General features: G+C 43.2%; 25 protein-coding genes and 1 pseudogene. 25 read left to right on the forward strand and 1 reads right to left on the reverse strand.

Annotation, left to right across the window (positions count from 1 at the left end; all coding sequences use genetic code 11):
- Positions 1 to 9 precede the first annotated feature (9 nt).
- The 18 genes from MUB50_RS12720 (at position 10) to MUB50_RS12805 (ending at position 16216) form a co-directional block, all read left to right on the forward strand.
- On the forward strand, positions 10 to 669 hold the full coding sequence (locus MUB50_RS12720; RefSeq protein WP_118515158.1) for a potassium channel family protein: 660 nt from the start codon (positions 10 to 12) through the stop codon (positions 667 to 669).
- Between the two features lie 36 nt (positions 670 to 705).
- Positions 706 to 1482 carry a TrmH family RNA methyltransferase gene (locus MUB50_RS12725; RefSeq protein WP_244791270.1) on the forward strand — a complete coding sequence of 259 codons (777 nt, stop codon included), beginning with the start codon at positions 706 to 708 and terminating at the stop codon, positions 1480 to 1482.
- 15 nt (positions 1483 to 1497) lie between these two features.
- Positions 1498 to 1938 (forward strand): NfeD family protein, encoded by a 441-nt coding sequence (locus tag MUB50_RS12730; protein ID WP_244791272.1) that lies wholly within the window; start codon positions 1498 to 1500, stop codon positions 1936 to 1938.
- Positions 1939 to 1941: 3 nt separating this feature from the next.
- Complete coding sequence (locus MUB50_RS12735; RefSeq protein WP_118515152.1) at positions 1942 to 2883, forward strand: SPFH domain-containing protein; 942 nt, start codon at positions 1942 to 1944, stop codon at positions 2881 to 2883.
- A 26-nt stretch (positions 2884 to 2909) separates the two neighbouring features.
- Entirely contained in the window at positions 2910 to 3908 is a 999-nt protein-coding gene (gene argF / locus MUB50_RS12740; RefSeq protein ID WP_244791274.1) for an ornithine carbamoyltransferase, read from the forward strand.
- Positions 3908 to 4714, forward strand: a complete 807-nt coding sequence (locus MUB50_RS12745; protein WP_118626597.1) for a biotin--[acetyl-CoA-carboxylase] ligase — start codon at positions 3908 to 3910, stop codon at positions 4712 to 4714. Before argF ends, MUB50_RS12745 begins: the two co-directional genes overlap by 1 nt.
- A gap of 131 nt (positions 4715 to 4845) precedes the next feature.
- A complete protein-coding gene (locus tag MUB50_RS12750; RefSeq protein ID WP_118515146.1) occupies positions 4846 to 5214 on the forward strand; it encodes a DUF6145 family protein in 369 nt (122 codons plus the stop codon).
- 9 nt (positions 5215 to 5223) lie between these two features.
- Entirely contained in the window at positions 5224 to 6192 is a 969-nt protein-coding gene (gene dusB, locus MUB50_RS12755; RefSeq protein ID WP_442863188.1) for a tRNA dihydrouridine synthase DusB, read from the forward strand.
- A 114-nt stretch (positions 6193 to 6306) separates the two neighbouring features.
- A complete protein-coding gene (locus MUB50_RS12760) occupies positions 6307 to 7257 on the forward strand; it encodes a glycosyltransferase family 2 protein (RefSeq protein WP_118515144.1) in 951 nt (316 codons plus the stop codon).
- A gap of 269 nt (positions 7258 to 7526) precedes the next feature.
- Complete coding sequence (greA, locus tag MUB50_RS12765; RefSeq protein WP_015526720.1) at positions 7527 to 8012, forward strand: transcription elongation factor GreA; 486 nt, start codon at positions 7527 to 7529, stop codon at positions 8010 to 8012.
- Positions 8013 to 8337: 325 nt separating this feature from the next.
- On the forward strand, positions 8338 to 10116 hold the full coding sequence (lysS, locus tag MUB50_RS12770; protein WP_420314372.1) for a lysine--tRNA ligase: 1779 nt from the start codon (positions 8338 to 8340) through the stop codon (positions 10114 to 10116).
- 382 nt (positions 10117 to 10498) lie between these two features.
- On the forward strand, positions 10499 to 10735 hold the full coding sequence (locus MUB50_RS12775) for a hypothetical protein (protein WP_118515140.1): 237 nt from the start codon (positions 10499 to 10501) through the stop codon (positions 10733 to 10735).
- A 59-nt stretch (positions 10736 to 10794) separates the two neighbouring features.
- The gene (locus tag MUB50_RS12780; protein ID WP_244791278.1) at positions 10795 to 12816 is read left to right on the forward strand and encodes a YodL domain-containing protein; all 2022 of its coding nucleotides are present in this window, start codon (positions 10795 to 10797) and stop codon (positions 12814 to 12816) included.
- Positions 12813 to 13073, forward strand: a complete 261-nt coding sequence (locus MUB50_RS12785; protein ID WP_055055570.1) for a transposon-transfer assisting family protein — start codon at positions 12813 to 12815, stop codon at positions 13071 to 13073. The genes MUB50_RS12780 and MUB50_RS12785 overlap by 4 nt, the downstream gene beginning before the upstream one ends.
- Complete coding sequence (locus MUB50_RS12790; protein WP_117499797.1) at positions 13063 to 13947, forward strand: DUF4316 domain-containing protein; 885 nt, start codon at positions 13063 to 13065, stop codon at positions 13945 to 13947. The genes MUB50_RS12785 and MUB50_RS12790 overlap by 11 nt, the downstream gene beginning before the upstream one ends.
- A 3-nt stretch (positions 13948 to 13950) precedes the next feature.
- On the forward strand, positions 13951 to 14241 hold the full coding sequence (locus tag MUB50_RS12795; protein ID WP_003864551.1) for a hypothetical protein: 291 nt from the start codon (positions 13951 to 13953) through the stop codon (positions 14239 to 14241).
- Positions 14242 to 14465: 224 nt separating this feature from the next.
- Complete coding sequence (locus tag MUB50_RS12800) at positions 14466 to 14780, forward strand: helix-turn-helix domain-containing protein (protein ID WP_029471614.1); 315 nt, start codon at positions 14466 to 14468, stop codon at positions 14778 to 14780.
- Between the two features lie 485 nt (positions 14781 to 15265).
- Complete coding sequence (locus tag MUB50_RS12805) at positions 15266 to 16216, forward strand: 2-keto-3-deoxygluconate permease (protein WP_117827553.1); 951 nt, start codon at positions 15266 to 15268, stop codon at positions 16214 to 16216.
- Between the two features lie 68 nt (positions 16217 to 16284).
- Here the strand turns inward: MUB50_RS12805 and MUB50_RS12810 are convergent, their stop codons facing one another.
- Entirely contained in the window at positions 16285 to 16941 is a 657-nt protein-coding gene (locus MUB50_RS12810; RefSeq protein ID WP_244791280.1) for a GntR family transcriptional regulator, read from the reverse strand.
- Positions 16942 to 17223: 282 nt separating this feature from the next.
- On the opposite strand from MUB50_RS12810, the gene MUB50_RS12815 reads away from it, so the two are divergent.
- From MUB50_RS12815 to MUB50_RS12845, 7 genes and pseudogenes are all read left to right on the forward strand, one after another.
- On the forward strand, positions 17224 to 18249 hold the full coding sequence (locus MUB50_RS12815; protein WP_117827481.1) for a zinc-binding alcohol dehydrogenase family protein: 1026 nt from the start codon (positions 17224 to 17226) through the stop codon (positions 18247 to 18249).
- A 22-nt stretch (positions 18250 to 18271) separates the two neighbouring features.
- The gene (locus tag MUB50_RS12820) at positions 18272 to 19762 is read left to right on the forward strand and encodes a UxaA family hydrolase (protein WP_118198868.1); all 1491 of its coding nucleotides are present in this window, start codon (positions 18272 to 18274) and stop codon (positions 19760 to 19762) included.
- A 74-nt stretch (positions 19763 to 19836) separates the two neighbouring features.
- On the forward strand, positions 19837 to 21345 hold the full coding sequence (locus tag MUB50_RS12825) for a tagaturonate reductase (RefSeq protein WP_117827482.1): 1509 nt from the start codon (positions 19837 to 19839) through the stop codon (positions 21343 to 21345).
- Positions 21346 to 21356: 11 nt separating this feature from the next.
- Positions 21357 to 22001 carry a bifunctional 4-hydroxy-2-oxoglutarate aldolase/2-dehydro-3-deoxy-phosphogluconate aldolase gene (gene eda / locus MUB50_RS12830; protein ID WP_118198867.1) on the forward strand — a complete coding sequence of 215 codons (645 nt, stop codon included), beginning with the start codon at positions 21357 to 21359 and terminating at the stop codon, positions 21999 to 22001.
- On the forward strand, positions 22001 to 23029 hold the full coding sequence (locus MUB50_RS12835; protein ID WP_117827484.1) for a sugar kinase: 1029 nt from the start codon (positions 22001 to 22003) through the stop codon (positions 23027 to 23029). Before eda ends, MUB50_RS12835 begins: the two co-directional genes overlap by 1 nt.
- A gap of 570 nt (positions 23030 to 23599) precedes the next feature.
- A pseudogene (locus MUB50_RS17385) lies at positions 23600 to 23698 on the forward strand (group II intron maturase-specific domain-containing protein); the annotation flags it as partial.
- Positions 23674 to 24792, forward strand: coding sequence for a site-specific integrase (locus tag MUB50_RS12845; protein ID WP_280520157.1), 1119 nt, complete (start codon positions 23674 to 23676; stop codon positions 24790 to 24792). The pseudogene MUB50_RS17385 and the gene MUB50_RS12845, both read left to right, overlap by 25 nt.
- Positions 24793 to 24818: the final 26 nt, after the last annotated feature.

The raw sequence follows: 24818 nt of genomic DNA on the forward strand, positions 1-24818 counted from the left end.
GAGAATAGAATGAAAAATAAATCTTTTGCCGTGATCGGGCTTGGACAGTTTGGAATGACTCTGGCGGTGACGCTGGCAGAGTCAGACTGTGATGTCCTTGCCATTGATGACAAAGAAGAAAATATCGAAGAGATTTCCGAAAAAGTAACCTATGCGGTAAAAGCAGATGTCCGTGAACCGGGAATCCTGAAGGCTCTGGGAGTTCAGAATGTGGATGTAGCCATTATCGCAGTTGCCGAAAATCTGGAAGCCAGTATTTCCGCAACCATGCAGGCTAAGGATCTGGGAGTGCCCTTTGTAGTTGCAAAAAGTATGAATTCTCTTCATGGACGTATACTCGACAAAATTGGTGCAGATAAGATCATTTATCCGGAACAGTCCATGGGACTGAGAGTTGCCAGAAATCTTATGTCCGGCGGGTATCTGGATGTGTTTGAGCTTTCGGCGGAGTTCAGTATGGCGGAGTTTTCCATGCCGGTATCCTGGATCGGAAAAAATCTGGTAGATCTGAATATACGGGAGCGTTTTCACATTAATATCATTGGCATCAAGCAAGGTGAAAATGTCACGGTAGATCTGGATCCTTCCGAACCGCTTCCGGACAACTGTTCCATAATCGCCATCGGAAAAAACAAAGATCTGAATGCAAGTCGTGAGGAATTACGTTAACCGAATACGGATTGCCGGAAGGAGAGAAATAAAAGTATGATAACCAGTGTATCAAATGCAAAAATAAAAAATGTCATGCAGCTGAACCAGAAGGCAAAAGCCAGAAGAGAGCAGGGACTTTTTGTGGCAGAGGGCCGGAAAATGTTTCTGGAAGCACCGGAAAGCTGGGTTTCCCAGGTGTTTGTCTCCGAGACAGTTTCCCGGGATGGAGAGCTGATGTCTCAGGCAGAAAAATATCCCTGTGAGATCGTGAAGGATTCTGTATTCCGTCAGATGTGTGATACCAAAACTCCCCAGGGAATCCTGACAGTTCTGAAGCTGCCTTCCTGGAGCGAGGAGGAGGTACTGGCAGGAGAAAATCCTCTGGTCATGGTTTTGGAGGATCTTCAGGATCCGGGAAATGCGGGAACCATTCTCAGGACCGGTGAGGGCGCCGGCGTAAGCGGAGTTTTCCTCACAAAAACCTGCGTGGATATCACAAATCCCAAGGTGATCCGTTCTACCATGGGCTCCATTTACAGAATGCCTTTTCTATATGTGGAAGATGTGGTATCATTAGAGAAGAAGCTGAAAGAAAAGGAAATCCGCAGTTTTGCAGCTCATCTGAAGGGCGAGAATTCCTATGATCAGGAATCCTATAAGGGCGGTACCGCATTTTTCATTGGAAACGAGGGAAAGGGCCTGACTGATCAGGCGGCGGAGGCAGCAGACTGTCTGATCCGCATTCCCATGTGCGGAAAGGTAGAATCGCTGAATGCTGCCATGGCATCAGGAATTCTGATGTACGAAGCTGCAAGACAGAGAAGAGAATAAGAGAGGAGGGGTTTTATGACACCTTTGGCCTGGCTTGGAATACTGGCAATTTTACTGGTAATTGAAGCGATCACGGTAGGACTTACCACTGTCTGGTTTGCAGGCGGTGCATTTGTGGCGTGCATTGCCTCGTGGCTTGGAGGGGGAATTGTTGTACAGCTCCTTTTATTTTTCGGAGTTTCCGTGGTGCTTCTGATCTTTACCAGACCTCTGGCGGTCCGCTACATGAACAAGGGCGTGGAAAAGACCAATGCAGAGAGTCTTCTGGGAAAAAGAGCCGTAGTGATACAGACGGTCAACAACCTGGCCCAGACCGGGCAGGTGAGGATCAATGACATCGAGTGGACTGCACGGACCGTAGATGACGGGGAAGAAATTCCAACAGGTGCAGTGGTTGAGATCGAAGAGATCCGCGGAGTGAAGCTGATCGTAAAAGAACTTAGCAAGGAGGGCTAAATTATGGGTGGAGTTGTTGTTTTGCTTGTAGTCATTGTTCTTGTGCTGTGGGTGCTTGCATCCTGCATCCGCATTGTACCACAGGCCTATGCAGTGGTACTGGAACGTCTTGGTGCTTACAAGGCTACCTGGAGTACAGGAATCCATTTCAAGGTTCCGTTCATTGAGCGTGTTGCAAGAAGAGTAAACCTGAAAGAACAGGTTGTGGATTTTCCACCGCAGCCGGTAATTACCAAAGATAATGTAACCATGCAGATCGATACGGTTGTATTTTTCCAGATCACAGATCCGAAGCTTTACGCATATGGCGTTGAGAATCCGATCATGGCTATCGAGAATCTTTCTGCTACAACACTTCGTAACATCATCGGTGATATGGAGCTGGATGAGACACTGACATCCCGAGAGGTTATCAATACCAAGATGCGTGCGTCCCTTGATGTGGCTACAGATCCATGGGGAATCAAGGTTAACCGTGTGGAGCTTAAGAACATCATTCCTCCGGCAGCCATTCAGGATGCCATGGAGAAACAGATGAAGGCCGAGCGTGAGAGACGAGAAGCTATTCTGAAAGCAGAAGGAGAGAAACGTTCCACAATCCTTGTTGCAGAGGGTAAAAAACAGTCCGCTATCCTGGATGCTGAGGCTGAGAAGCAGGCGGCGATCCTTCATGCTGAGGCTCAGAAGGAGCGTATGATCAAAGAGGCTGAAGGACAGGCACAGGCAGTTCTTAAGGTACAGCAGGCAACTGCAGAAGGACTTCGTATGATCAAGGAAGCAGGAGCAGATGAATCTGTTCTTACGCTGAAGAGCCTGGAGGCTCTTACAAAGGTTGCTGACGGCAAGGCAACGAAGATCATCATTCCGTCCGAGATACAGGGCATCGCAGGGCTGGCAACATCCCTGAAGGAAATCATGACAGATAAAACGGCAGAGCAGAAATAGATCTGCAGCCGTGAGGAGGACATATTATGAATCTTAAAGGAAGAAATTTCCTGACATTGAAAGACTTTACACCGGAAGAGATTACTTACATGATCGACCTTGCAGCAGATCTGAAGGCCAAGAAAAAAGTAGGAGAGCTTCATGAGTACTACAGAGGCAAGAATATTGCTCTGATCTTTGAAAAAACAAGCACAAGAACACGCTGTTCCTTCGAAGCGGCAGCTCATGATCTGGGAATGGGTTCTACCTATCTGGATCCCACAGGCTCCCAGATCGGAAAGAAGGAGAGCATTGCAGATACTGCAAGAGTTCTCGGAAGAATGTATGAGGGAATCGAGTACCGTGGCTTCGGTCAGGATATTGTTGAGGAGCTTGCGAAGCATGCAGGTGTACCGGTATGGAATGGTCTGACAAACGAGTATCATCCGACACAGATGCTTGCAGATATGCTGACAGTACGTGAGCATTTCGGCAGACTGAAAGGTCTGAAGCTTGTATACATGGGTGATGCCCGTTACAACATGGGTAACTCCCTGATGGTTGTATGCTCCAAGCTTGGTCTTGATTTCGTAGCCTGCACCAATAAGAAATATTTCCCGAATGATGAGCTTGTAGCACAGTGTCAGCAGTGGGCAGAAGAGGCAGGTTCCACCATCACTCTCACAGAGGATGTGGAGGCAGGAACAAAAGATGCGGATATCATCTACACAGATGTATGGGTATCCATGGGCGAACCTGACGAAGTATGGACAGAGCGTATCCACGACCTGACACCATACAAGGTTACCAGACATGTAATGGAGAACGCCGGTGAAAAGGCGATCTTCCTTCACTGTCTGCCGGCATTTCATGACCTTAAGACAAAGATCGGAAAAGAGATGGGCGAGCGTTTCAACCTTACAGATATGGAGGTTACAGACGAGGTATTCGAGTCTCCGCAGTCCAAGGTATTCGACGAAGCTGAGAACCGTATGCACACCATTAAGGCTGTGATCGTTGCAACATTAGGAGAGCCGGAGAAATAATGTCAGATTTATTTAATGAAGAAATAATTTCACAGGCAACACATACAAAATGGGCGGGCAAAACCGTCCATTTTGCAAGAGAAACAGATTCCACCAACCTCTGGGGAAAACGTGCCTGGAGGGAAGAAGGCGCAGGACACGGAGAGCTGTTTGTGGCAGAATATCAGTCCGCAGGACGCGGACGTTTTACAAGACGATGGAGTGCGCCGCCGGACAGTGCCATTACTATGAGTATCCTTATCTGCCCGAAATTTTCCCCGCAGAAGGCGCCGATGCTGACACTTGTTATGGGACTTTCAGTTGCACAGGCAGTAGCAGAGATCGGACTCGATGTAGGGATCAAATGGCCTAACGATGTAGTTGTTTCCCGCAAAAAGATCTGCGGTATCTTAACCGAAATGACCATGAAGCAGGATAAGATCGGCTGTGCAGTTATCGGAGTGGGAATTAACGTAAATATGAAAAGCTTTCCGGAAGAAATGGCAGACAAGGCCACCTCTCTGTATCTGGAAAGCGGACATCCCTTTGACAGGGCACAGGTAGTCGGGCTTGTGATGAAGCATTTTGAGGAAAATTATGAGAGATTTGTACAGACAGAGGATCTCAGCGGCCTGAAGCCGGATTATGAGAAAATGCTGGCGAATCTGAACCAGCCGGTACGTGTACTGGATCAGAATGATCCATATGAGGGGATCGCAAGAGGGATCAATGCCGGCGGAGAGCTTCTGGTAGAGCGTGCAGACGGTACAGTCGAGGAAGTAAATTCCGGAGAGGTTTCTGTACGTGGTTTATACAGCTATGTGTAAAACATGCAGCACAGACCGGATAAAATTTCCGGCAGCGGTTTTCCGGTGATGTTTTATTGCAGTAGTGGAAGAAACAAGAATCTCCCTGCTTTAGCTGTGGGGAGTGTCAAGTTATAAATAAAGGAGATTTTATGTATCAGGATAACATTGTGCTCTGCGGAGCAAGCTCTTATGAGCAGAAATATTATTTTAACCAGGATTTTGCGTCTCTTCCTGAGACGGTAAAGCAGGAGCTGCAGATCATGTGTGTGCTTTTCACAGAGGATGTAGGAGGAATCCTGACACTGGAATTTGATGAGGATGGAAGTCTGCAGTTTAAGACTGAGGCCCTGGAGGCAGATGCCCGTTTTGACGAGATCGGAAGTGCACTGAAGATCAAGGAGCTCCAGCGGGACAAAAGAGAGCTTCTGGAATCTCTGGAAATGTATTACAAGGTATTTTTCCTGGGAGATATCCCGGATGAGGAACTGCAGAAAAAAGCAGATGCCGTTGAGGACTGATCCATGAAGATGCAGTGGAAGATCAGAAATGTGGAGATACCGAACCCCTTTGTGCTTGCACCGATGGCAGGTGTTACGGATCTGGCATTTCGAAGACTTTGCAAGGAGCAGGGGGCAGGCCTGATCTGTATGGAGATGGTCAGTGCCAAGGCGATCTCTTTTCATAATAAGAATACTGAGGCATTGATGGAGATCGATCCCGGGGAGCATCCGGTGTCCATGCAGCTTTTCGGCAGCGAGCCGGATCTTATGGCAGAGGTGGCAAAAAGCATCGAGGAGCGTCCTTTTGACATTCTTGATATCAATATGGGATGTCCGGTTCCCAAGGTGGTAAATAACGGCGAGGGCTCCGCGCTTCTGAAAAATCCGAAGCTGATCGAAGAGATCGTACGGAGCGTTTCCGGGGCGGTTTCCAAGCCGGTAACGGTAAAAGTACGCATCGGATTTGATGAAAACACACCGGTGGATGTGGTGGAGATCGCAAAACGGACGGAGGATGCAGGCGCAGCAGCTATTGCTGTGCATGGAAGGACCAGACAGCAGTATTATTCCGGTCAGGCGGACTGGGATGCTATCCGCAGGGTGAAGGAAGCGGTGACTATTCCGGTGATAGGAAACGGAGATATCGTTTCTCCGGAAACTGCAGAAGCCATGTTTAAAGAAACTGGCTGTGACGCTGTGATGATCGGTCGTGCAGTACGTGGGAACCCGTGGATCTTCCGGGAACTGAACCACTATTTCCGCACCGGGGAAAAGCTTCCCAGGCCAACCGCAGAGGAAGTATGCGAGATGATCCTGCGCCATGCCGAAGATCAGATCGCGATCAAGGGTGAGTATACCGGAATCCGTGAAATGCGGAAGCATGTAGCCTGGTATACAGCCGGTATGCGCCACAGTGCGGGAATCCGGAGAGAATCTAATAATATTTCAAGCTATGAAGAGCTGAAAAAGCTTACAGACATGGTACTGGAGCGATAAAAGAGAAAAGTATGTCGGAGAAAACGAAACGTTCTATTGACAAGGAACGGGGCGCGTGCTACAGTCAGTTAGCGGGAATCCGCAGAAAGTTTTTTGTTTTACAGGAGAAAAATAATGGCAGATAAAATAGCAGTTTTAATTCCTTGCTACAACGAAAGCAAGACGGTAGCAAAGGTTATCCGCGATATGAAAAAAGCACTTCCGGAAGCTGTGATCTACGTATATGATAATAACTCTACAGATGGAACAGACGAGATCGCCAGAAAAGAAGGGGCAGTTGTCCGTTATGAGCATCAGCAGGGAAAAGGAAACGTGATCCGCAGTATGTTTCGGGATATCGATGCGCAGTGTTATCTTATGGTAGATGGTGACGATACTTATCCGGCAGAGTTTGCAGCTGAAATGTGCAGCAAGGTTCTGGAGAAAGGCACAGACATGGTAGTTGGTGATCGCCTTTCCTCTACATATTTTACAGAGAACAAGAGACCTTTCCACAACTTTGGAAACAGCATCGTAAGAGGTTCCATTAACCGTCTTTTCAAAAGCAACATCAAGGATATCATGACAGGTTACCGTGCCATGAGTTACCGCTTTGTAAAAACATTCCCGGTACTTTCCAGGAATTTTGAGATCGAGACAGAGATGACGATCCACGCCATCGATAAGAACATGCAGGTTGAGAATGTAGTCATTGAATATCGTGACAGACCGGAGGGAAGTGAGTCCAAGCTGAATACTTATGCAGATGGATTTAAGGTTCTGAAGACTATTGTGAAAATGTTCAAGAATTACAAGCCGCTGGAGTTCTTCTCCCTTATCGCAGCAGTGCTGTTTGTGGTGGGAATGGCCTTCTTTATTCCGGTGCTGGTACATTTTCTGGAGGTTGGGACAGTGGAAAAGATCCCGACACTGATCGTTAGCGGGTTTGTGATCCTGACAGCTATCATCTGCTGGTTTTCCGGGATCATCCTTTCTACACTGGTCAATCAGCATAAGCAGGATTTTGAGTATCAGACACAGATGGTGACTAATCGTTATAAAGACCTTTTTCCGGAGAAGAAATAAGGAATCAGACCGGGCAGGATAATACAGAAAAGCCGTGTTGAAATCTGGGATTTCGCGCGGCTTTTTTTACATATTTCAGGGACCCTTTTTCGACGTGGAATGCTTGACAATACTGGGGCTTTTCGGTATAATACAGGAATTGTGAATATCCTGAGATTTTTACGCCCTTTTTTAGAAAAAAGAGCTCTTGGGAATGGTAGCAACAGAAATATCCGAAGCTGTATTTTTTTCAGAAAAAACAGCGCGGTTTTGAAAGGAAGTAAGGCAAAATGGAAGAAGCAAAGAAGAACTTACTCACATATGCAGGACTTAGAAAACTGGAAGACGAGCTGCACGATCTGAAAGTTGTTAAGAGAAAAGAAGTAGCAGGAAAGATCAAAGAGGCCAGAGAGCAAGGAGACCTTTCCGAGAACGCTGAGTACGATGCAGCAAAGGATGAGCAGAGAGATATCGAGGCACGTATCGAGGAGATCGAGAAGATCCTCAAGAACGCTGAGGTTGTAGTAGAGGACGAAGTCGATCTTGACAGAATCAGCGTAGGCTGCAAGGTTAAGGTTCATGATTATGAGTTTGAGGAAGACATGGAGCTGAAGATCGTAGGTTCCACAGAGGCTAACAGCCTTGAGGGAAAGATCTCCAATGAGTCTCCGGTAGGTAAAGCGCTGATCGGTGCACACACCAACGATATCGTTGAGGTTGAGATGCCGTCCGGAATCATGAAATACAAGGTTCTTGAGATTCAGAGAAACGTATAAAGCAGACAACGGAGCGGATCGCAGAGATCCGCTTGAACGACAGATAGATTAAGGAGGCCAACAAGTGGCAGAGCAGAAGAAGCAGGATGTAAACCAGCTGCTGAAGGTACGTCGTGACAAACTGGCAGACCTTCAGGCAAATGGCAGGGACCCGTTTCAGATCACAAAATTTGATCAGACACATCATTCCCTTGAGGTAAAGAATCTCTATGAAGCACATGAGGCAGAGCTTCTCAAAGATCGCAAGGAGCTTGATGTAACAGGTCTTGATGAAGAGCAGGCAAAAGAGGCTCAGAAGAAGGATTATGAAGAAAGAAGAAGCATCATGGACGCAAGCCCGATCCACGTATCGATCGCAGGACGTATGATGTTCAAGCGTGTAATGGGAAAAGCTTCTTTCTGTAATATCCAGGATTTACAGGGTAACATTCAGGTTTATGTGGCAAGAGATGCCATTGGAACCGATTCCTATGCAGATTTCAAGAAATCTGATATCGGTGATATTTTTGGCCTGGAGGGATTTGCTTTCAGAACAAGAACAGGTGAGATCTCCATTCATGCGGAGAAGATGACTCTTCTTTCCAAGAGCTTACAGATTCTTCCTGAGAAATTCCACGGACTGACAGATACAGATACCCGTTATCGTCAGAGATATGTGGATCTTATCATGAACCAGGACAGCAAGAATGTATTCATCAAACGTTCCCAGATCCTTAAGGAGATCCGTAACTTCCTTGCAGGACGTGACTTCATGGAAGTAGAGACACCAATGCTGGTTTCCAACGCAGGCGGTGCAGCTGCAAGACCATTTGAGACACATTACAACGCACTGAACGAAGACGTTAAGCTTCGTATTTCCCTGGAGCTTTATCTTAAGAGACTGATCGTGGGCGGACTTGAGAGAGTTTACGAGATCGGCCGTGTATTCCGTAATGAGGGTGTTGATACCCGTCACAATCCGGAATTCACTCTGATGGAGCTTTATCAGGCATATACTGATTATGAGGGAATGATGGAGCTGACAGAGTCCATGTTCCGTTACCTCGCAGAGAAGGTCTGCGGTTCCACAAAGATTTCCTATAATGGTATCGAGATCGATCTTGGAAAGCCTTTCGCACGTCTGACCATGAACGATGCCATCAAGAAATATGCAGGAATCGACTTTGATGAAGTAGCAGATGATGAGGCAGCCAAGAAGCTTGCTGACGAGCATCATATCGAGTATGAGGATCGTCATAAGAAGGGTGATATCATCAACCTCTTCTTCGAGGAGTACTGTGAGAAAGAACTGATCCAGCCGACATTTATCATGGATCATCCGATCGAGATCTCTCCGCTGACCAAGAAGAAACCTTCTGATCCGAACAAAGTAGAGCGTTTCGAGCTCTTTATCAATACATGGGAAATGTGTAACGCATATTCCGAGCTCAACGACCCGATCGATCAGAGAGAACGTTTCAAAGCACAGGATGCCCTTGCAGACGCAGGTGATGAGGAAGCCAACCACACAGATGAAGACTTCCTGAATGCACTGGAGATCGGTATGCCGCCAACAGGTGGTATCGGATACGGAATCGACCGTCTCGTTATGCTCCTGACAGACAGCCAGGCTATTCGTGACGTACTTCTGTTCCCGACAATGAAATCACAGGGTTCTGCAAAAAATGAAGCAAATAATGTAGCTCAGACAGCTGCAGCTGCTCCAGCAGAGACAGCAAAAGTTGACTTCTCCAACGTAAAGGTTGAGCCTTTATTTGAAGAAGAGGTTGATTTTGATACATTCAGCAAATCTGATTTCCGTGCCGTAAAGGTTAAAGAGTGTGTAGCAGTTCCGAAGAGCAAGAAGCTCCTTCAGTTCACACTGGATGACGGAACAGGTACAGACCGCACGATCTTAAGCGGAATCCACTCTTACTATGAGCCGGAAGAATTAGTTGGTAAGACACTGATTGCAATCACCAACCTTCCGCCAAGAAAGATGATGGGAATCGAGTCTTGCGGTATGCTGCTTTCAGCAGTGAATAACCTGAAGGATTCAGAGGATGAAGAACTGCATCTTCTGATGGTTGATAACCATATTCCGGCAGGTGCTAAGCTGTACTAATCCAGAAAAAAGAGTTCGGTTTGGTAGTCATAGACGTCCAATCAGGAAAAGTGGTTCCACGGATTGACATGGAGCTACATGAAACGGCCTGGAGCTGTATAGATTGAAATAATGATGTATGGATTATAAGGAAACAGAATAAGGAGCTCTATGGATTCTTAACTGTTTGACTTATTTGTTTACAAGTAAAATATTGATTATTTTTGAGGAGCATTTTTCAAAAATAAGGTGTATAAAAGGACACTTCTCTTTTGGTAGAAATACCAATGGAAGGTGTCCTTTTTTTGTTGTCAGGCATAGCAATTGTTCATTTTGATGATATGCAGAAAACATATCCTTTCACGTACCTGCCAAATAAATTTCTGGAAACAAGGAGGAAGCCATGAAAAAACGAAAAACACCTGACTTGGAAAAATATCTGGAAGGAAAGAAACGCAGATTTGTAAATTACACACAAAGGATCATGTCTTTGAAAAAGCTGACAGATTCACAGAACGTCAGAAAGAAAAAGAAGCACAGGCTGCAAAAACGGAGAAAGCCGGAAAAGAACAGCCGGATAAGAAACCGAAAGCAAAGAAACATGATATGGAACTTTAATACCAAGCATGAAAAACGTTAAATGAGCAAACGCCCTGCGGCATAAAGAAATGTCGTAGGGCGTTTTTGGAAAGGAGTATTATGACAGAACAAAATAAAACTACTACTATTCCACTGCCTGTTCAGGGAAAAGATATGGACAGCATTATGCAGTCACTGGAATCCGGTGTGGAAGAACTTTTTACAAGTAACCGCTATCAGGAATTTCTTAAAACCATGGCAAAGTTTCACAATTATTCCTTTAACAATACAATGCTGATTGCTATGCAGCGACCGGATGCCACACTTGTTACCAGCTACAAAAACTGGCAGTCCATGGGTAGACAGGTCATGAAAGGCGAAAAAGGAATTACGATCATCGCACCAGCACCATATAAGAAAATGAAGGAAAAAGAGGTCCTGGATAAAAATCAGCGACCAATCATGGGAACCGATGGAAAACCTAAGACTGAAAAAGTGGAAGTTACGGTTCCACATTTTAAAGCAGTTACCGTCTTTGATATTGCTCAGACATCCGGGGAACCAATCCAGACACTAGCACCGGAATTATTGACTGCAGCTGTGCAGGATTTTGATTCTTTCATGCAGGCTATTCAGAAAATATCCCCAGTGCCGATACGATTCGATGAGATCAATGGCAATGCCAATGGATATTATCACAATGTAGATAAGGAAATCGTGATCAAAAAAGGACTCAGTGAAAGCCAGACCTTAAAGACTGCTATTCATGAAACCGCCCATGCAAAACTGCATGACAGGGAGATCATGGAAAGTCTTGGAGTAGAAAAAGACCGACTGACAAAAGAGGTTGAAGCAGAATCCGTTGCTTATTGTGTGTGTTCTTCCTTTGGTTTGGATACATCGGATTATAGTTTTCCTTACATTGCAGGTTGGAGTAGCAGCCGGGAAATGAAGGAAATGAAAGCATCTATGGATGCAATCCGCAAGACAGCCGGTGAAATGATCGATCAGCTTACAGAAGAGCTGGAAATCATTCTTGAAGAAAAACAGAAAACAGAATTACATGAAAAATACGGCATTCTAGTAGATGCACTGGAAGCAGCCGGATACCGCTATGATTATCGGGAAAGCGAACCGGGACATATTGTACTGGCACCGGATGGGACACATGAAATTGCTGGGTATTTGCAGTTTAAATCATGGGGAGATATCAAAGATTGGCTGGAAGATACGATTGCAGAAGGAACGGATATTTCGGAAAGAGTTGATCGGGCTTTGTATCCATTTAAGTTTGATTATACCCTAGAGGAAGAAATGTTCAGAGGTAATGGTGATCGATATGCGATTTACCATGTGGATGAAGGCACACCGGGAAAACAACATTTATTTATGAATATGGCAATGGTCAAAGAAGATGGCATTACAATCGATGCAGCAAATTATAAATGTGTCTATTCTGGCAGATTACATGAAAATGAAAAGCTGGATGATTTGTATGCCGTATTCAACGATAATCCACCGGCAGATTATAAAGCACATTCTATGTCGGTCAGTGATGTTATCATTACAAACCGTGGTGGGGATATGCAGGCATATTACGTGGATCGATTTGGTTATGAAGAACTTCCAGACTTTGCAGCACAAAGAGAAAAAATACTCGATATTGTCCCGGAAATAGAAAATGTGGATTATGAAAATGATCTTACATGTATCAGCTTTTATGCGGCTGAATGTGCTGAATTTCCTGTAATGGGTGAAGTACATTATGACCTGACATTACCAGAAGCCTTGGAAGCTTATGAGAAAATCCCATCAGAACGTATGCATGGACTGAAATGTGTTGGCTTTGATCTGAAAGACGGAAGTGATTATGAAGGAATGCAGAGTCTGATGATCGAAGGAAAAATACAGAAAGAATTTTTGAATTCGATTCCTGGATTTAGAGAAAATTCTTATGTGCAAAATGCAATCAGTCGTGTGGAAAAGTACTTGGAAAAAAGACATCCAAATGTGGAAAATCCTCTGAAATCCAATAAGAAAGTGGATAACGAAAAAAATATAAGCGAAGAAAAAAACGAGAAGGAGCTGAATATACAGATGAAACCAATACCGAAAAAGAAAAGGGGGGAAATGAGCCTATGAGAAATGTAAACCTGGAAGAAAACGAACTGACTATTACTGCTATCTTCCAGCAGCACACAAAGGAAGAAACAATCCAAACACTGAAAGAAGCTTTGGAAGTTTTGGAACAGGAAGAAAGTGATACTGAGAATGATGAAATGATGGAGATCATCAATTCTACAGTTGGAAAATTACAGCAGATCGAAGACAAATACTACTATTCTCTGGATCTGAATTATTATCTGAATAACTTGGAGGACGATGCCTATGAAGCTTAATCAATTTGCAGTCTACCGAGTAGATCAGCAGACAGCAGGAAAAGCACTGTGGCATCTGCCATATCAAGAAGCAAGACAGCAGAATGTGTCGATTACTGTCGAAAATTACCGAGTAATCTCGATTCATGAAATGCAGGAAGAAGAAAAAGTCGCTGACATCTGGAAACGAATGAAAAAGCAATGCGAAGTCAGTGACGTACTTGTACTGAACAGGGATGGAGAAATCAACTGCTACTATGTAGATGAGAACTATCCACAGTATCTGGCCGGATTCATTCGTATCAATACATCGGGCGCACTGATCACTATGGAGACTGAGAATTATCAAATTGACGGAAAAAAAGGGAACTGGATTGCAACAGACACCATCATCATCGACGGGAAACAGTTTTATCTGATGGAACATCAAGTATACCGGGATCAGGCTCAAGGTGTTATCCTGGATGCCTATGGAAAAATGGTTGTCGAAGAATGTAAGAAATTCGACGAAAAAACAAAACAAAAGATCCATAATTACATTCAACAGCAGGCACCGCTAAATTCAGTCGAACAGTTAAAACAAGATGGTAAAATCCGTCTGGAACATTACCAGAAGTTCTACCAGAACGGCACTTATGAACGAAGCAGAGAATCCGGTACCGAAGCCAATTATGATATGGTGGACGGTCTGGTAAATAATCAGAAGAAGAATCCAGAAAAGATCTCTAATGCCCGCAGCAACAAACAGACTCCCAGAAATCAACAGGATGGCAAACCTAAGAAACGAAGATCCGTGATTAAACGACTGCATCAGAAACAGATTGCTATTGCTCGTCGGTCCGGAAAGCCGATACCAAAGTACCTGGATCAGGAAATGGAAAGAAAGCGGGGGTAGAATATGCGAAGGTTAAAGTGTGAAAAAGAAACGATTATTCTGACCAATGAAGATGACGGATTCTATGATGTGTATACCTTCAATCAGAGCTTGCAGAAACGGTTGAGATCTTTTGCTGAGAAGTATCCGGATGATTGCTGGTTGAAAGGAGCTTCGGAAGATGGCAGTGAAACGTATATGATCAGAAAGGGACGGTTATCATTGAATTTAAGACCACCCTATTCCAAGGATAGGATTCATAAAGCAACCGAACGAATTATTGAAGAACAGAAAGAACAATCAAAGGATTCATAGAATGCGATTTAAGAGAAAAAAGCCTCATGACCATGAGGAAAAATGAAAGCAAAATACGTTAGTTGATAAAGTGTATAGGCTCAAAAGGGAAAGTGCCCTTTTGGGCCTTTTTAATTTAAAATAGTTCTAAAGAACAAGTTAACAATCTGTAGATTCTGTATGTTTTAAAGATCAATCGTTATACTAGTTTTAGACCGAATTATCGTTCTAAAGGAGGTGTCACAATGGATTTAAAGGCGGTTGGTCAGAGAATAAAAGCTGCAAGGGAAGCTAAGAATCTTACACAAGAAGAATTGGCAGCACTGGTAAGCTTAAGTCCAACTCATGTAAGTGTTATAGAGAGAGGACTGAAAGTAACAAAACTTGATACCTTTATTGCGATTGCAAATGCATTAGATGTTTCAGCAGATACACTATTGATTGATGTTGTGACACATTCGGTTACTGGCGTTACGAATGAATTATCTGAAATGATAGAGAAACTACCTAAAGAAAAGCAACAGAGAATTATCAATGCGGTGAGGGCATTGGTGGAATAAATACATGAATAAGAAGATGGAAGGGCTTATTGCTCTTCTTTTTTATATTTCAGTCCATCCCGGGAAGGCTGGAAAATCTGTTGGACAGAAAATGTAAGTAGGGTGACTGAAAAAATGGCTAAAAGCCACTTATAATAATTACCAGTTTAAAATAAAAATAGAATTTATAGATATAGCAGGAAAGAAAACGAAAGTTGTATTTCCTGCTATTTTACTACATGAAAGGATATTTATTGTCCACTGTGGCAAATAAAAAAAGTAATGTATACAGATGGGAGATGAGGCAAAAAAATAAATTGAAAATGAATTCGAACATGATGATATAAAGATAATAAAGTAATAATGCACAAAAAAATATCAATAAATTCGTGAAAAAAAACTGTTTTTTTATTTTTGAGGAACAAGCATTGACAAAATAAGATGTATACTTTAATGTATACAACATAAGAAAGAGAAAATGAAAAGAAGTATAGGAGGACTTGACTATGATTATGAAATTTTTACAAAAAGTTCCTGCGGGATTGATGCTGGTTCCGTTGCTTATCGGTGCGGTCATACATACATTGTTTCCGCAGGCATTGGAAATCGGTGGATTGACGACTGCTGCATTTTCTAATGCAGGGGCTGCCACATGTATGGGACTACAGTTGTTCTGCCTGGGAACCACATTACAATTGAAGGATATGCCGGCGGTTCTGAAAAGAGGGGGTACATTACTGTTATCTAAATTTTTAATCGGCGCAATCCTTGGAATTGTTGTAGGAAAAGTGTTTGGACAGGCCGGATTCTGGGGCCTTACGGCATTATCGATTGTCGCCGGAGTTACGAACAGTAATGGTTCTTTGTATTTATCACTTGTAAAGACATATGGAGATGAAGCAGATGCTGCGACAGTGGCGCTGCTGGCATTGAATGATGGTCCGTTTTTTACCTTGCTGGCATTGGGAGCTTCTGGAATGGCAAGTATTCCTATGATGTCTCTTGTAGCAGTAATTGTACCGATGATTTTAGGGATGATTATTGGAAATGTAGATAAATCAATGATGAAATTCTTCGCTCCTATGGCAGACATTCTGATACCATTTGTTGGATTGACACTTGGAGCAGGCATTAACTTAAAAGACGTGGTGAAAGGTGGACCACAGGGGATTCTGTTAGGTTTGATTACAGTGTTTGTCGGCGGATTTTTCACATTGTTTTTCGACAGACTTATATGCAAACAGCCGGGATATGCAGCATTTGCAGTTGCGTCTACGGCGGGAAATTCTGTTGCGGTACCAGCGGCGGTTGTGTTGATTGATAAGACGTGGGCTCCATATCAGGCGGTTGCGACAACACAGTTGGCGGCATCTGTCGTAGTCACAGCTATACTGGTACCAATCGTGACAAGTATCTGGGCAAAGAAATATGGATGTCCGCAATTATCTTCGAAATAAAGGAACATAGAAAAAGTGCAGGAAAGCGGTAAAGTCCGAGTCTGCACTTTTTAACATATTTAAATTTATTATATAGTCATAGAATCTGCGTGAAAAGCAGCCTCGAAAGAAGCTTCTTTCGAATGATAGAGATGTTCTTCCATTGCTTTTGAAGCGAGTGCCCAATCTTGCTTCAGGCAGTATTCCACGATTTTCAGGTGCTCCTGTTGGGAAGCTAACAGACGATTCCGGCTTTTTCTTCCAGAATAGATACGAAGTCGTGTATTCTGTTGGGCTATCCGTTCGTAAGTACTGATTAGATAGTCATTGCTGGTTGCATCGATGAACATTTGGTGGAATTGTTTGTCTGTCTCATAATACTCGTTAAGATCGGAAACATTCGCAGTGTCACGTTGAAAGATGCGGAAATAATTCTGGTAGATTTCATCTGAAATTTTATTTCCATAATGCAAGATTGCAAAAGGTTCGATCAGAGTGCGTGCTTCGTGAACCATATTGATCTCACGGATGGTCAATGGAGCGACCATGATGCCTTTTTTGGGAAGGATTGTCACCAACCCTTCCTGTTCCAGGCGGCCAAGGGCGTCTCTGATAGGAGTCCGGCTTGCCTGGACATCTTTTTTGAGCATTTCTTCATTGAGTAGTGCACTCGGAGCGTACTCGCAATTGATAATCTTGTCCTTGATAATATTATAAGCGTGTTGCTTTAACGTTTCTTTTTTCATAATCAGTCTACTTTCTTTTTTATTATTGAGAATATTATTGTATTCGACATTGTATATTATAACTTATTATTGTGTGCCAGTCTATCAAAATATTACAGATACATAAAATAGAATGGAGAAAGTTTGTTGTTATTATTAATAAAAACCCAAAGGGGAATTTGAGCATAATAGACAAAAAAAAGTGAAAGAATAAATATATCTTGACAAAGAATATTGCGAATGCTATGTTGTATACAACAAATAATACAACATAAAATACAACAAATAACGGAGGAAGAGAAAATGAAAACAATTTTAATCGAAGAGCCAGGAAAAGTTGTAATTAAAGAACAGGAAAAGCCAATCCGCAAACCGGGAGAGGTACTTTTGAAAATTTTGTATGGTGGAATTTGCGGAAGTGACCTTGGTACATACAGAGGAACCTTCGCATATGCATCATATCCAAGAGTTCCGGGACATGAGTTTTCGGGAGAGATTGTAGAAATTGATGAAAATGACAGAGGATTAAAGCCGGGCATGATTGTTACCGTTAATCCATACTTTAATGATGGTACCTGTTATTCCTGCCAGAGAGGCCTTCTGAATTGTTGTGAACATAATGAGACAATGGGAGCACAGAGAGATGGCGCATTTTCAGAGTATGTCAGCGTTCCGATCGAGCGTGTATATGATGGAAAAGGTCTGCCGGCAAAAACACTTGCACTGATCGAACCATTCTGTATTAGCTGGCACGGGGTATCAAGAGCAAACGTAAAAGAAGGAGATAAGGTTCTGGTCGTAGGCGCCGGTACAATCGGCGTACTTGCAGCAAATGCAGCAAAAGCAAGAGGTGCCGAGGTTTATATAGCAGATATAGCAAAAGAGAAACTGGATTATGCGGTAAATACATTTCAGTTAAAAGGTTCGATTTTGAATACTTCAAAAGAAAAACTGGAAGAAGAAGTCCGGAGGATTACGAATGGGAATGGATTCGATGTGACAATTGAAGCAGTAGGACTTCCATCTACATTCCAGAACTGTATTGATTGTGCGGCATATGGCGGAAGAGTGGTTCTGATCGGTGTGGGTAAGAAGAATCTGGACTTTAACTTCACGATCATCCAGAAAAAGGAATTGAATATTTTTGGATCAAGAAATGCTTTAAAGAAAGATTTCCTGGAACTGATTGATCTGGTGAAAGCAGGAAAAGTCGATCTGGAGAAGATTGTGACAAATACTTATAAACTGGACGAAGCAGACAAAGCATTTAAAGAATTTTCAGAAAATGCGGGATCTATGTTAAAGGTTGTGATCGATTTTACAAAATAAAAAGGTAAGGGGGGACGAAAGAATGTCCAGAAAGAAAGAATATATAAGAATAAATCCGGCAGATTCCGTTGCAGTGGCTTTGCAGCCACTTGCAAAAGGAACTGATATCATCCTGAATGATGTTCGTCTTACACTTCTGGAAGATATTCCGCAGGGACATAAATTTGCATTACATACGATAGGAGAAGGAGAGGCTGTTATAAAATACGGGAATCCGATCGGTAATGCCAAAGTGAATATTTCGAAAGGAAGCTGGGTTCATGTACATAATATGAAAACGGGACTTGGAGATCTGGTTGACTATAGCTATCGACCAGAAAAAAAGGATATTCAAGAAAGAAAACCGGATGAATTCATGGGATTTCGAAGGGCAGACGGAAGTGTAGGGGTGAGAAATGAGATATGGGTCATCCCGACAGTAGGATGCGTCAATAGTGTTGCAGAAAAAATAGCAGAATTATCCAGACAATATTGTCAGGGAACCGTTGATGCGATAGTTGCATTTCCGCATCCATATGGGTGTTCACAGATGGGAGAAGACCAGGAAAATTCCAGAAAAATTCTGGCCGACCTGATCAATCATCCGAATGCAGGAGGTGTACTGGTCCTGGGACTTGGATGTGAAAACAGTGGCATAGATATTCTGAAACAATATGTCGGTGACTACGATGGAGAACGCATAAAATTCTTAAATGCACAGGATTGTGATAACGAATTGGAAGAAGGTGTCCATGCCGTAAGAGAATTACTGGCGTATGCCGGAACATTTAAGAGAGAGCCGATCTCATGTAGTGAATTGATCATTGGTATGAAGTGCGGAGGCTCGGATGGATTATCAGGCATTACGGCAAATCCTACGGTTGGAGGTTTCTCAGATCTGCTGATATCCAGAGGAGGAACAACGATTCTTACAGAGGTGCCGGAAATGTTTGGAGCGGAGACGCTGCTTATGAACCGTTGTGCAAATGAACAGTTATTTGAACAGACGGTACATCTGATCAATGACTTTAAGAATTATTTTACCTCACATAATCAGACGATATATGAGAATCCGTCGCCGGGAAATAAAAAGGGAGGCATCTCAACGCTGGAAGACAAGTCACTGGGATGTGTGCAGAAATCGGGAACCGCACCGGTAAAAGGTGTCCTTGCTTATGGAGAACGTGTGAAAAATAAAGGATTGAATCTTTTAAGTGCACCGGGAAATGACCTGGTTGCTTCCACTGCGTGTGCTGCATCGGGAGCACATATTGTTCTTTTTACCACAGGGCGTGGAACACCATTTGCGTCTCCGGTACCGACAGTTAAGATATCATCGAATGATCGGTTGTATAACAAAAAAAATAATTGGATTGATTTTAACTGTGGAGAACTGGTAAAGGAAAAAAGTGTAGAGGAATTATCACAAAGGCTTTATGAATATGTTCTGAAGGTTGCAAGTGGGGAAAAAGTAAAAGCTGAGGAAGCCGGATTCCATGATATGGCAATCTTCAAACAGGGAGTAACGCTCTAAATTGCCATGCATTCGGAAGAAGCTGCGAGTGGCAGGTTCAGGAGATTACGGAAAGAAAGGAACGGATATTTATAATGAAGAAATTAAACTATGAAGTATTAAAAGAAAACGGTTATAAAGGATATGTGTTAAAAGATGCACCGGAAAAAGTGCTGCAGTTCGGAGAAGGCAATTTCATGCGCGCATTTGTGGATTATTTTGTCGATGTAATGAATGAAAAGGCAGGATTTAACGGAAAAGTCGTCCTGGTTCAGCCGATCCGGAATGTGGAAGGAGGATTCCGACTGAATGACAGAATTAACGAGCAGGAAGGACTTTATACATTATTCCTTCGTGGATTTCAGGATGGAAAGAAAGTGAATGACAAGAGAGTAATCTCCAGTGTAAGCAGATGTCTGAATGCTTATGAAGACTATGAAGAGGTCATGAGATGCGCAGAAAATCCAGAACTTAGATTTATCTTGTGTAATACAACAGAAGCGGGAATCCGTTATGACGCAGAATGTAAATTTGAAGACAAACCAGGAGAATCTTATCCGGCAAAACTGACACAGTTTATGTATCACAGATTTGAAACATTTGGAAAAGAGGAAGGAAAAGGATTTATCATACTTTCCTGCGAGCTTATTGATGATAACGGAAAAGAACTGGAAAAATGTGTGCTGAAATATGCAAAACAGTGGAATCTTGGAGAAGAATTTATTGCATGGATTCAGAAAGAAAATGTATTCTGTTCTACACTTGTCGACAGAATTGTTACAGGATATCCAAGAAATGAGGCATCTGCAATCTGTGAAGAACTTGGATATGAAGATAATGTTCTGGATACAGGAGAAATCTTTGGATTCTGGGTAATTGAAGGACCACAGTCTATCAAAAAAGAATTTCCAATCGAAGAAGCAGGTCTTCCGATCCTTATCACAGATAATCATAAACCATATAAACAACGTAAAGTCCGCATCCTGAATGGTGCACATACATCCTTTGTACTGGGAGCATATCTTGCCGGAAAAGATATCGTAAGAGATTGTATGAATGATGAGGTTATCTGTGGATTCATGAATAAGACAATCTATGATGAGATTATTCCAACACTTGATTTGCCGAAAGAGGAATTACTTGATTTTGCGGCTGCGGTGACAGAACGTTTTAAAAATCCTTTTATCGACCATGCATTGCTGGCAATTTCTCTCAATTCGACATCAAAATGGAAGGCAAGGGTTATGCCGTCTCTGAAAGAATATGTAAAGCGTAAAGGAGCACTTCCGAAATGTATTACAGCTTCCTTTGCATTCTACATCGCATTCTTTAGCGGACACACACTGACAGATGAGGGACTTATTGCAGAGAGAGAAGGAAACACATATACTGTAAAGGATGATAAAGCAGTGCTTCAGTTCTATTATAAACACAGAGAAGATTCAGCAGAGAAAATGGTACACGCAGTATGTAAGAATACAGAATTCTGGGGAGAAGATCTTACGGAAATCGAAGGATTTGAAGCAGCAGTATGCGGATATCTGGAGCAGATTCAGAAAGAAGGAAGTTATTCTGTTATGAAATCTCTTATTTCGATTGACTAAGGAGCTATGAAATGAATAAAGTATTGAAAAAATTAGAGCAATTTGGAATTGTGCCGGTGGTTGTGCTGGAGGACGCCAAAGATGCTGCTTTGCTGGCGAAAGCTTTGTGCGACGGTGGACTGGCATGTGCGGAGGTGACATTCCGCACAGCTGCCGCCGAAGAATCTATTCGTATTATGTCCCAGAAGTTTCCGGAGATGGTCGTAGGGGCCGGAACCGTTCTGACAGTAGAACAGGTTGACCGTGCGGTGAAAGCCGGAGCGCAGTTTATTGTAAGCCCGGGATTCAACCCTGTTGTAGTAAAATATTGTATCGATCATGAGATTCCGATTACTCCGGGTGTTGTCACACCGAGTGAAATGGAACAGGCAATTGCGATGGGACTTGAAGTTGTCAAGTTCTTCCCGGCAGAACCATCAGGTGGTCTTGGTATGATAAAAGCAGTTGCGGCACCATATACGACACTGAAATTCATGCCGACTGGCGGAATCAACCCTGAAAACATTGTACCGTATCTTCAATATGACAAAATACTTGCATGTGGCGGAAGCTGGATGGTAAAGGGAAATCTTGTGGCAAGAGGTGCTTTTGATCAGATTACAGAGCTGACCCGCGAAGCGGTTTCACTGGTTCATTCTGCCAGGGAGGTGAAGTAATGGCTAAGGTTGTTACAATGGGCGAGATTATGCTCAGATTATCACCGCCGGGTTATCAACGTTTTGCACAGGCCTCGGAGTTTGAAATCAATTATGGTGGTGCCGAGGCCAATGTGGCTGTCTCTCTAGCCCAATTAGGCCATGATGTGACATATATCTCCAAAATTCCTTCTAACGCAATTGGAGAGGCAGCCATTGCAACTTTAAAAAAATCAGGCGTAGATTGCCGTTATATTGCACGGGGCGGGAAAAGGCTTGGAATTTACTTTCTGGAAAACGGGGCCTCGGTGCGTCCTTCGAGCGTTGTCTATGACAGAGCGGATTCGTCTATTACTCAGGCATCAGCAGAAGAATTTGATTTTGATCAGATCTTTGATGGCGCAGAGCTCTTTCATGTATCCGGAATTACGCCGGTGTTAAGTGAAGAGACGGCAAGACTTACCAGGATTGCTTTGCAAAAGGCAAAGGAACACGATGTGACAACATCGTTCGACTTAAACTACCGTGCGAAATTGTGGACAGAAGATGTGAAAGGAAAGCAGAAGATGCTTTCAGAGCTGATGCCGTATGTAGATATCTGTTTCGGAAATGCAAGAGATGCTGCAAAGTGCCTGGGATATGCAGAAAAAGATAAGAATTTTATCGATGGGGACTACAGTATCTGTGTAGATGAAAAACATATGGAAAATGTAAGAGAGCGATATGGATTTACTAACCTTATCACAACACTTAGAAAAAGCATCAGTGCTTCGGATAATGGCTGGTCAGGTGCTGTATGCAGTGAATCTGGATTATATCAGGGAAGTGGGTACAATCTGCATATTGTAGACCGTGTTGGAGGAGGAGATTCTTTTGCGGCAGGGTTCTTACACGGAATTTTAACACACATGGAACCGGACCGGGCACTGGAATTTGCCCTTGCAGCGGCCGCCATCAAACATACAATACCGGGCGATCTGAATTATATTTCGGAAGAAGAAGTATTAACGCTTATGAATAGTGACGGAAGCGGGAGAGTAAATCGGTAGGGACGGTGTTTTTAACTTTTTTATTGTCCTCGGTAGTTAACAAGAGACTTATCTAAAAGGATAGGTCTCTTGTTGCATAGTGCGCTCGGCGGCGCACGTTTCTAACGGGTTAAAGTCCCGAATCCGCCCGGTAGTGGGAAGGATATAGCCGAAGGCAAGGGTGTCCATCGTGAGACGGAATCCGAAGGAAGCCGGATGTGGGAACAGACTAACCACGGGCAAATCTCTGGTCTGACGAACAGAAATCTCATATAAGGTTATGCATGAGGGTAAGGCTGCTATCCAAGTCAAAGCCCAATAACTACACGGAATCATGCGTGATAAATAAGGCAGATGGATGGAGAGGAAGAAACGTGTGGTACCCGGGGAGGTCTGTGCGGTATGCTCCGAAAGGAGTAACCACTGTACAAAGCAGTGCTGAACGCACAGAAGTCAGCAGAGGTCATAGTAGCCGAAAGGTGAAGGACCGAATCAGTAGGAGACTTGAGTATGACTGGGAAAGGAGGAATGACTGATGATGACAGAAAACACAAAAAGTGGCTGTTCGCAAAGAGATAGTGCGGAACATGAAGGGTATATGCAAGAGGATGGCTGAACTATTACGGAATAGCAAGCATGAAAAACAATATTGAAGACATCAACGGATGGCTCTATCACAGAATACGCATACGAAACTTTCAGAGATCAATACCCGATTCATCGAAAGATATTATCAGAGTCTTTTGAAGAGACGTGCAGTTATCAATCCATTAAATAAAACCAGTCGAAATGAATTTGTATCGTCCAGTACGGTCAGGGATGTTAATAAGCTGCTCAGGAACTGTTTCGAACAGGCAGTGAAATGGGAGTTGATGGAGAAGAATCCTTGCACCCATGCGACTGTACCAAAACATAAATCACAAAAAAGAGACATCTGGACAGCGGATACATTGATGTATGCGCTCAGTGTCTGTGAAGATGAACGATTAAAGCTCGCAATTAATCTATCTTTCTCATGTTCTCTGCGACTTGGTGAGCTGCTTGGTCTTACCTGGGATTGTGTAGATATTTCTCATGAGGTAATTGAAGAAAACCGTGCATATGTCTTCATCAACAAAGAATCACAGCGTATAAGAAAAGAATCTTTAAATGCATTGGATGGAAAAGATGTGTTGTTGGTATTTCCGACAAATCATAAGAAGAATTCTACGGTCCGTATTCTGAAAACACCGAAGACAGAAAGCAGTGTGCGTAAAATATTCTTACCGAAGAGTGTTGCTAATATGCTGGTAGACTGGAAAGCTGAGCAAGATGAAATGAAAGAAATTCTTGGTGATGAATATATGGACTATAACCTGGTTATGGCAAGTACCTTTGGGCTTCCTCTCGGAGATGGAGCAATCCGTGGTCCTTTAAAAAAACTGATCGAGGACTATAATCTCCCACCGGTTGTATTTCACAGTTTCCGTCATAGCAGCGTTACTTATAAGCTGAAACTGAATGGTGGGGACATCAAAGCGGTACAGGGTGATTCCGGCCATGCTCAGGTCAATATGGTTACGGATGTGTACTCTCATATTCTGGATGATGACCGAAGGAAAAATGCAGAGCTTTTTGAAGAAGCATTTTATGAGAAGAAGAATCTGGATCCACAGATGCATGTACAGCAGGAAAATAATAATGCAACTGTTGCTGATGAAGTCGATCCTGAACTTTTGGCAAAAGTGTTGGCAAATCCAGAGATGCGGGCATTACTCAATTCGCTGGCGAAGACAATGAAGTAATGAAAAATAGTGAAAAAATAGTGTAA

It is taken from the genome of Blautia sp. NSJ-140 (genome assembly GCF_022868965.1).
In the GTDB taxonomy this organism is placed as follows: Bacteria; Bacillota; Clostridia; order Lachnospirales; family Lachnospiraceae; genus Blautia_A.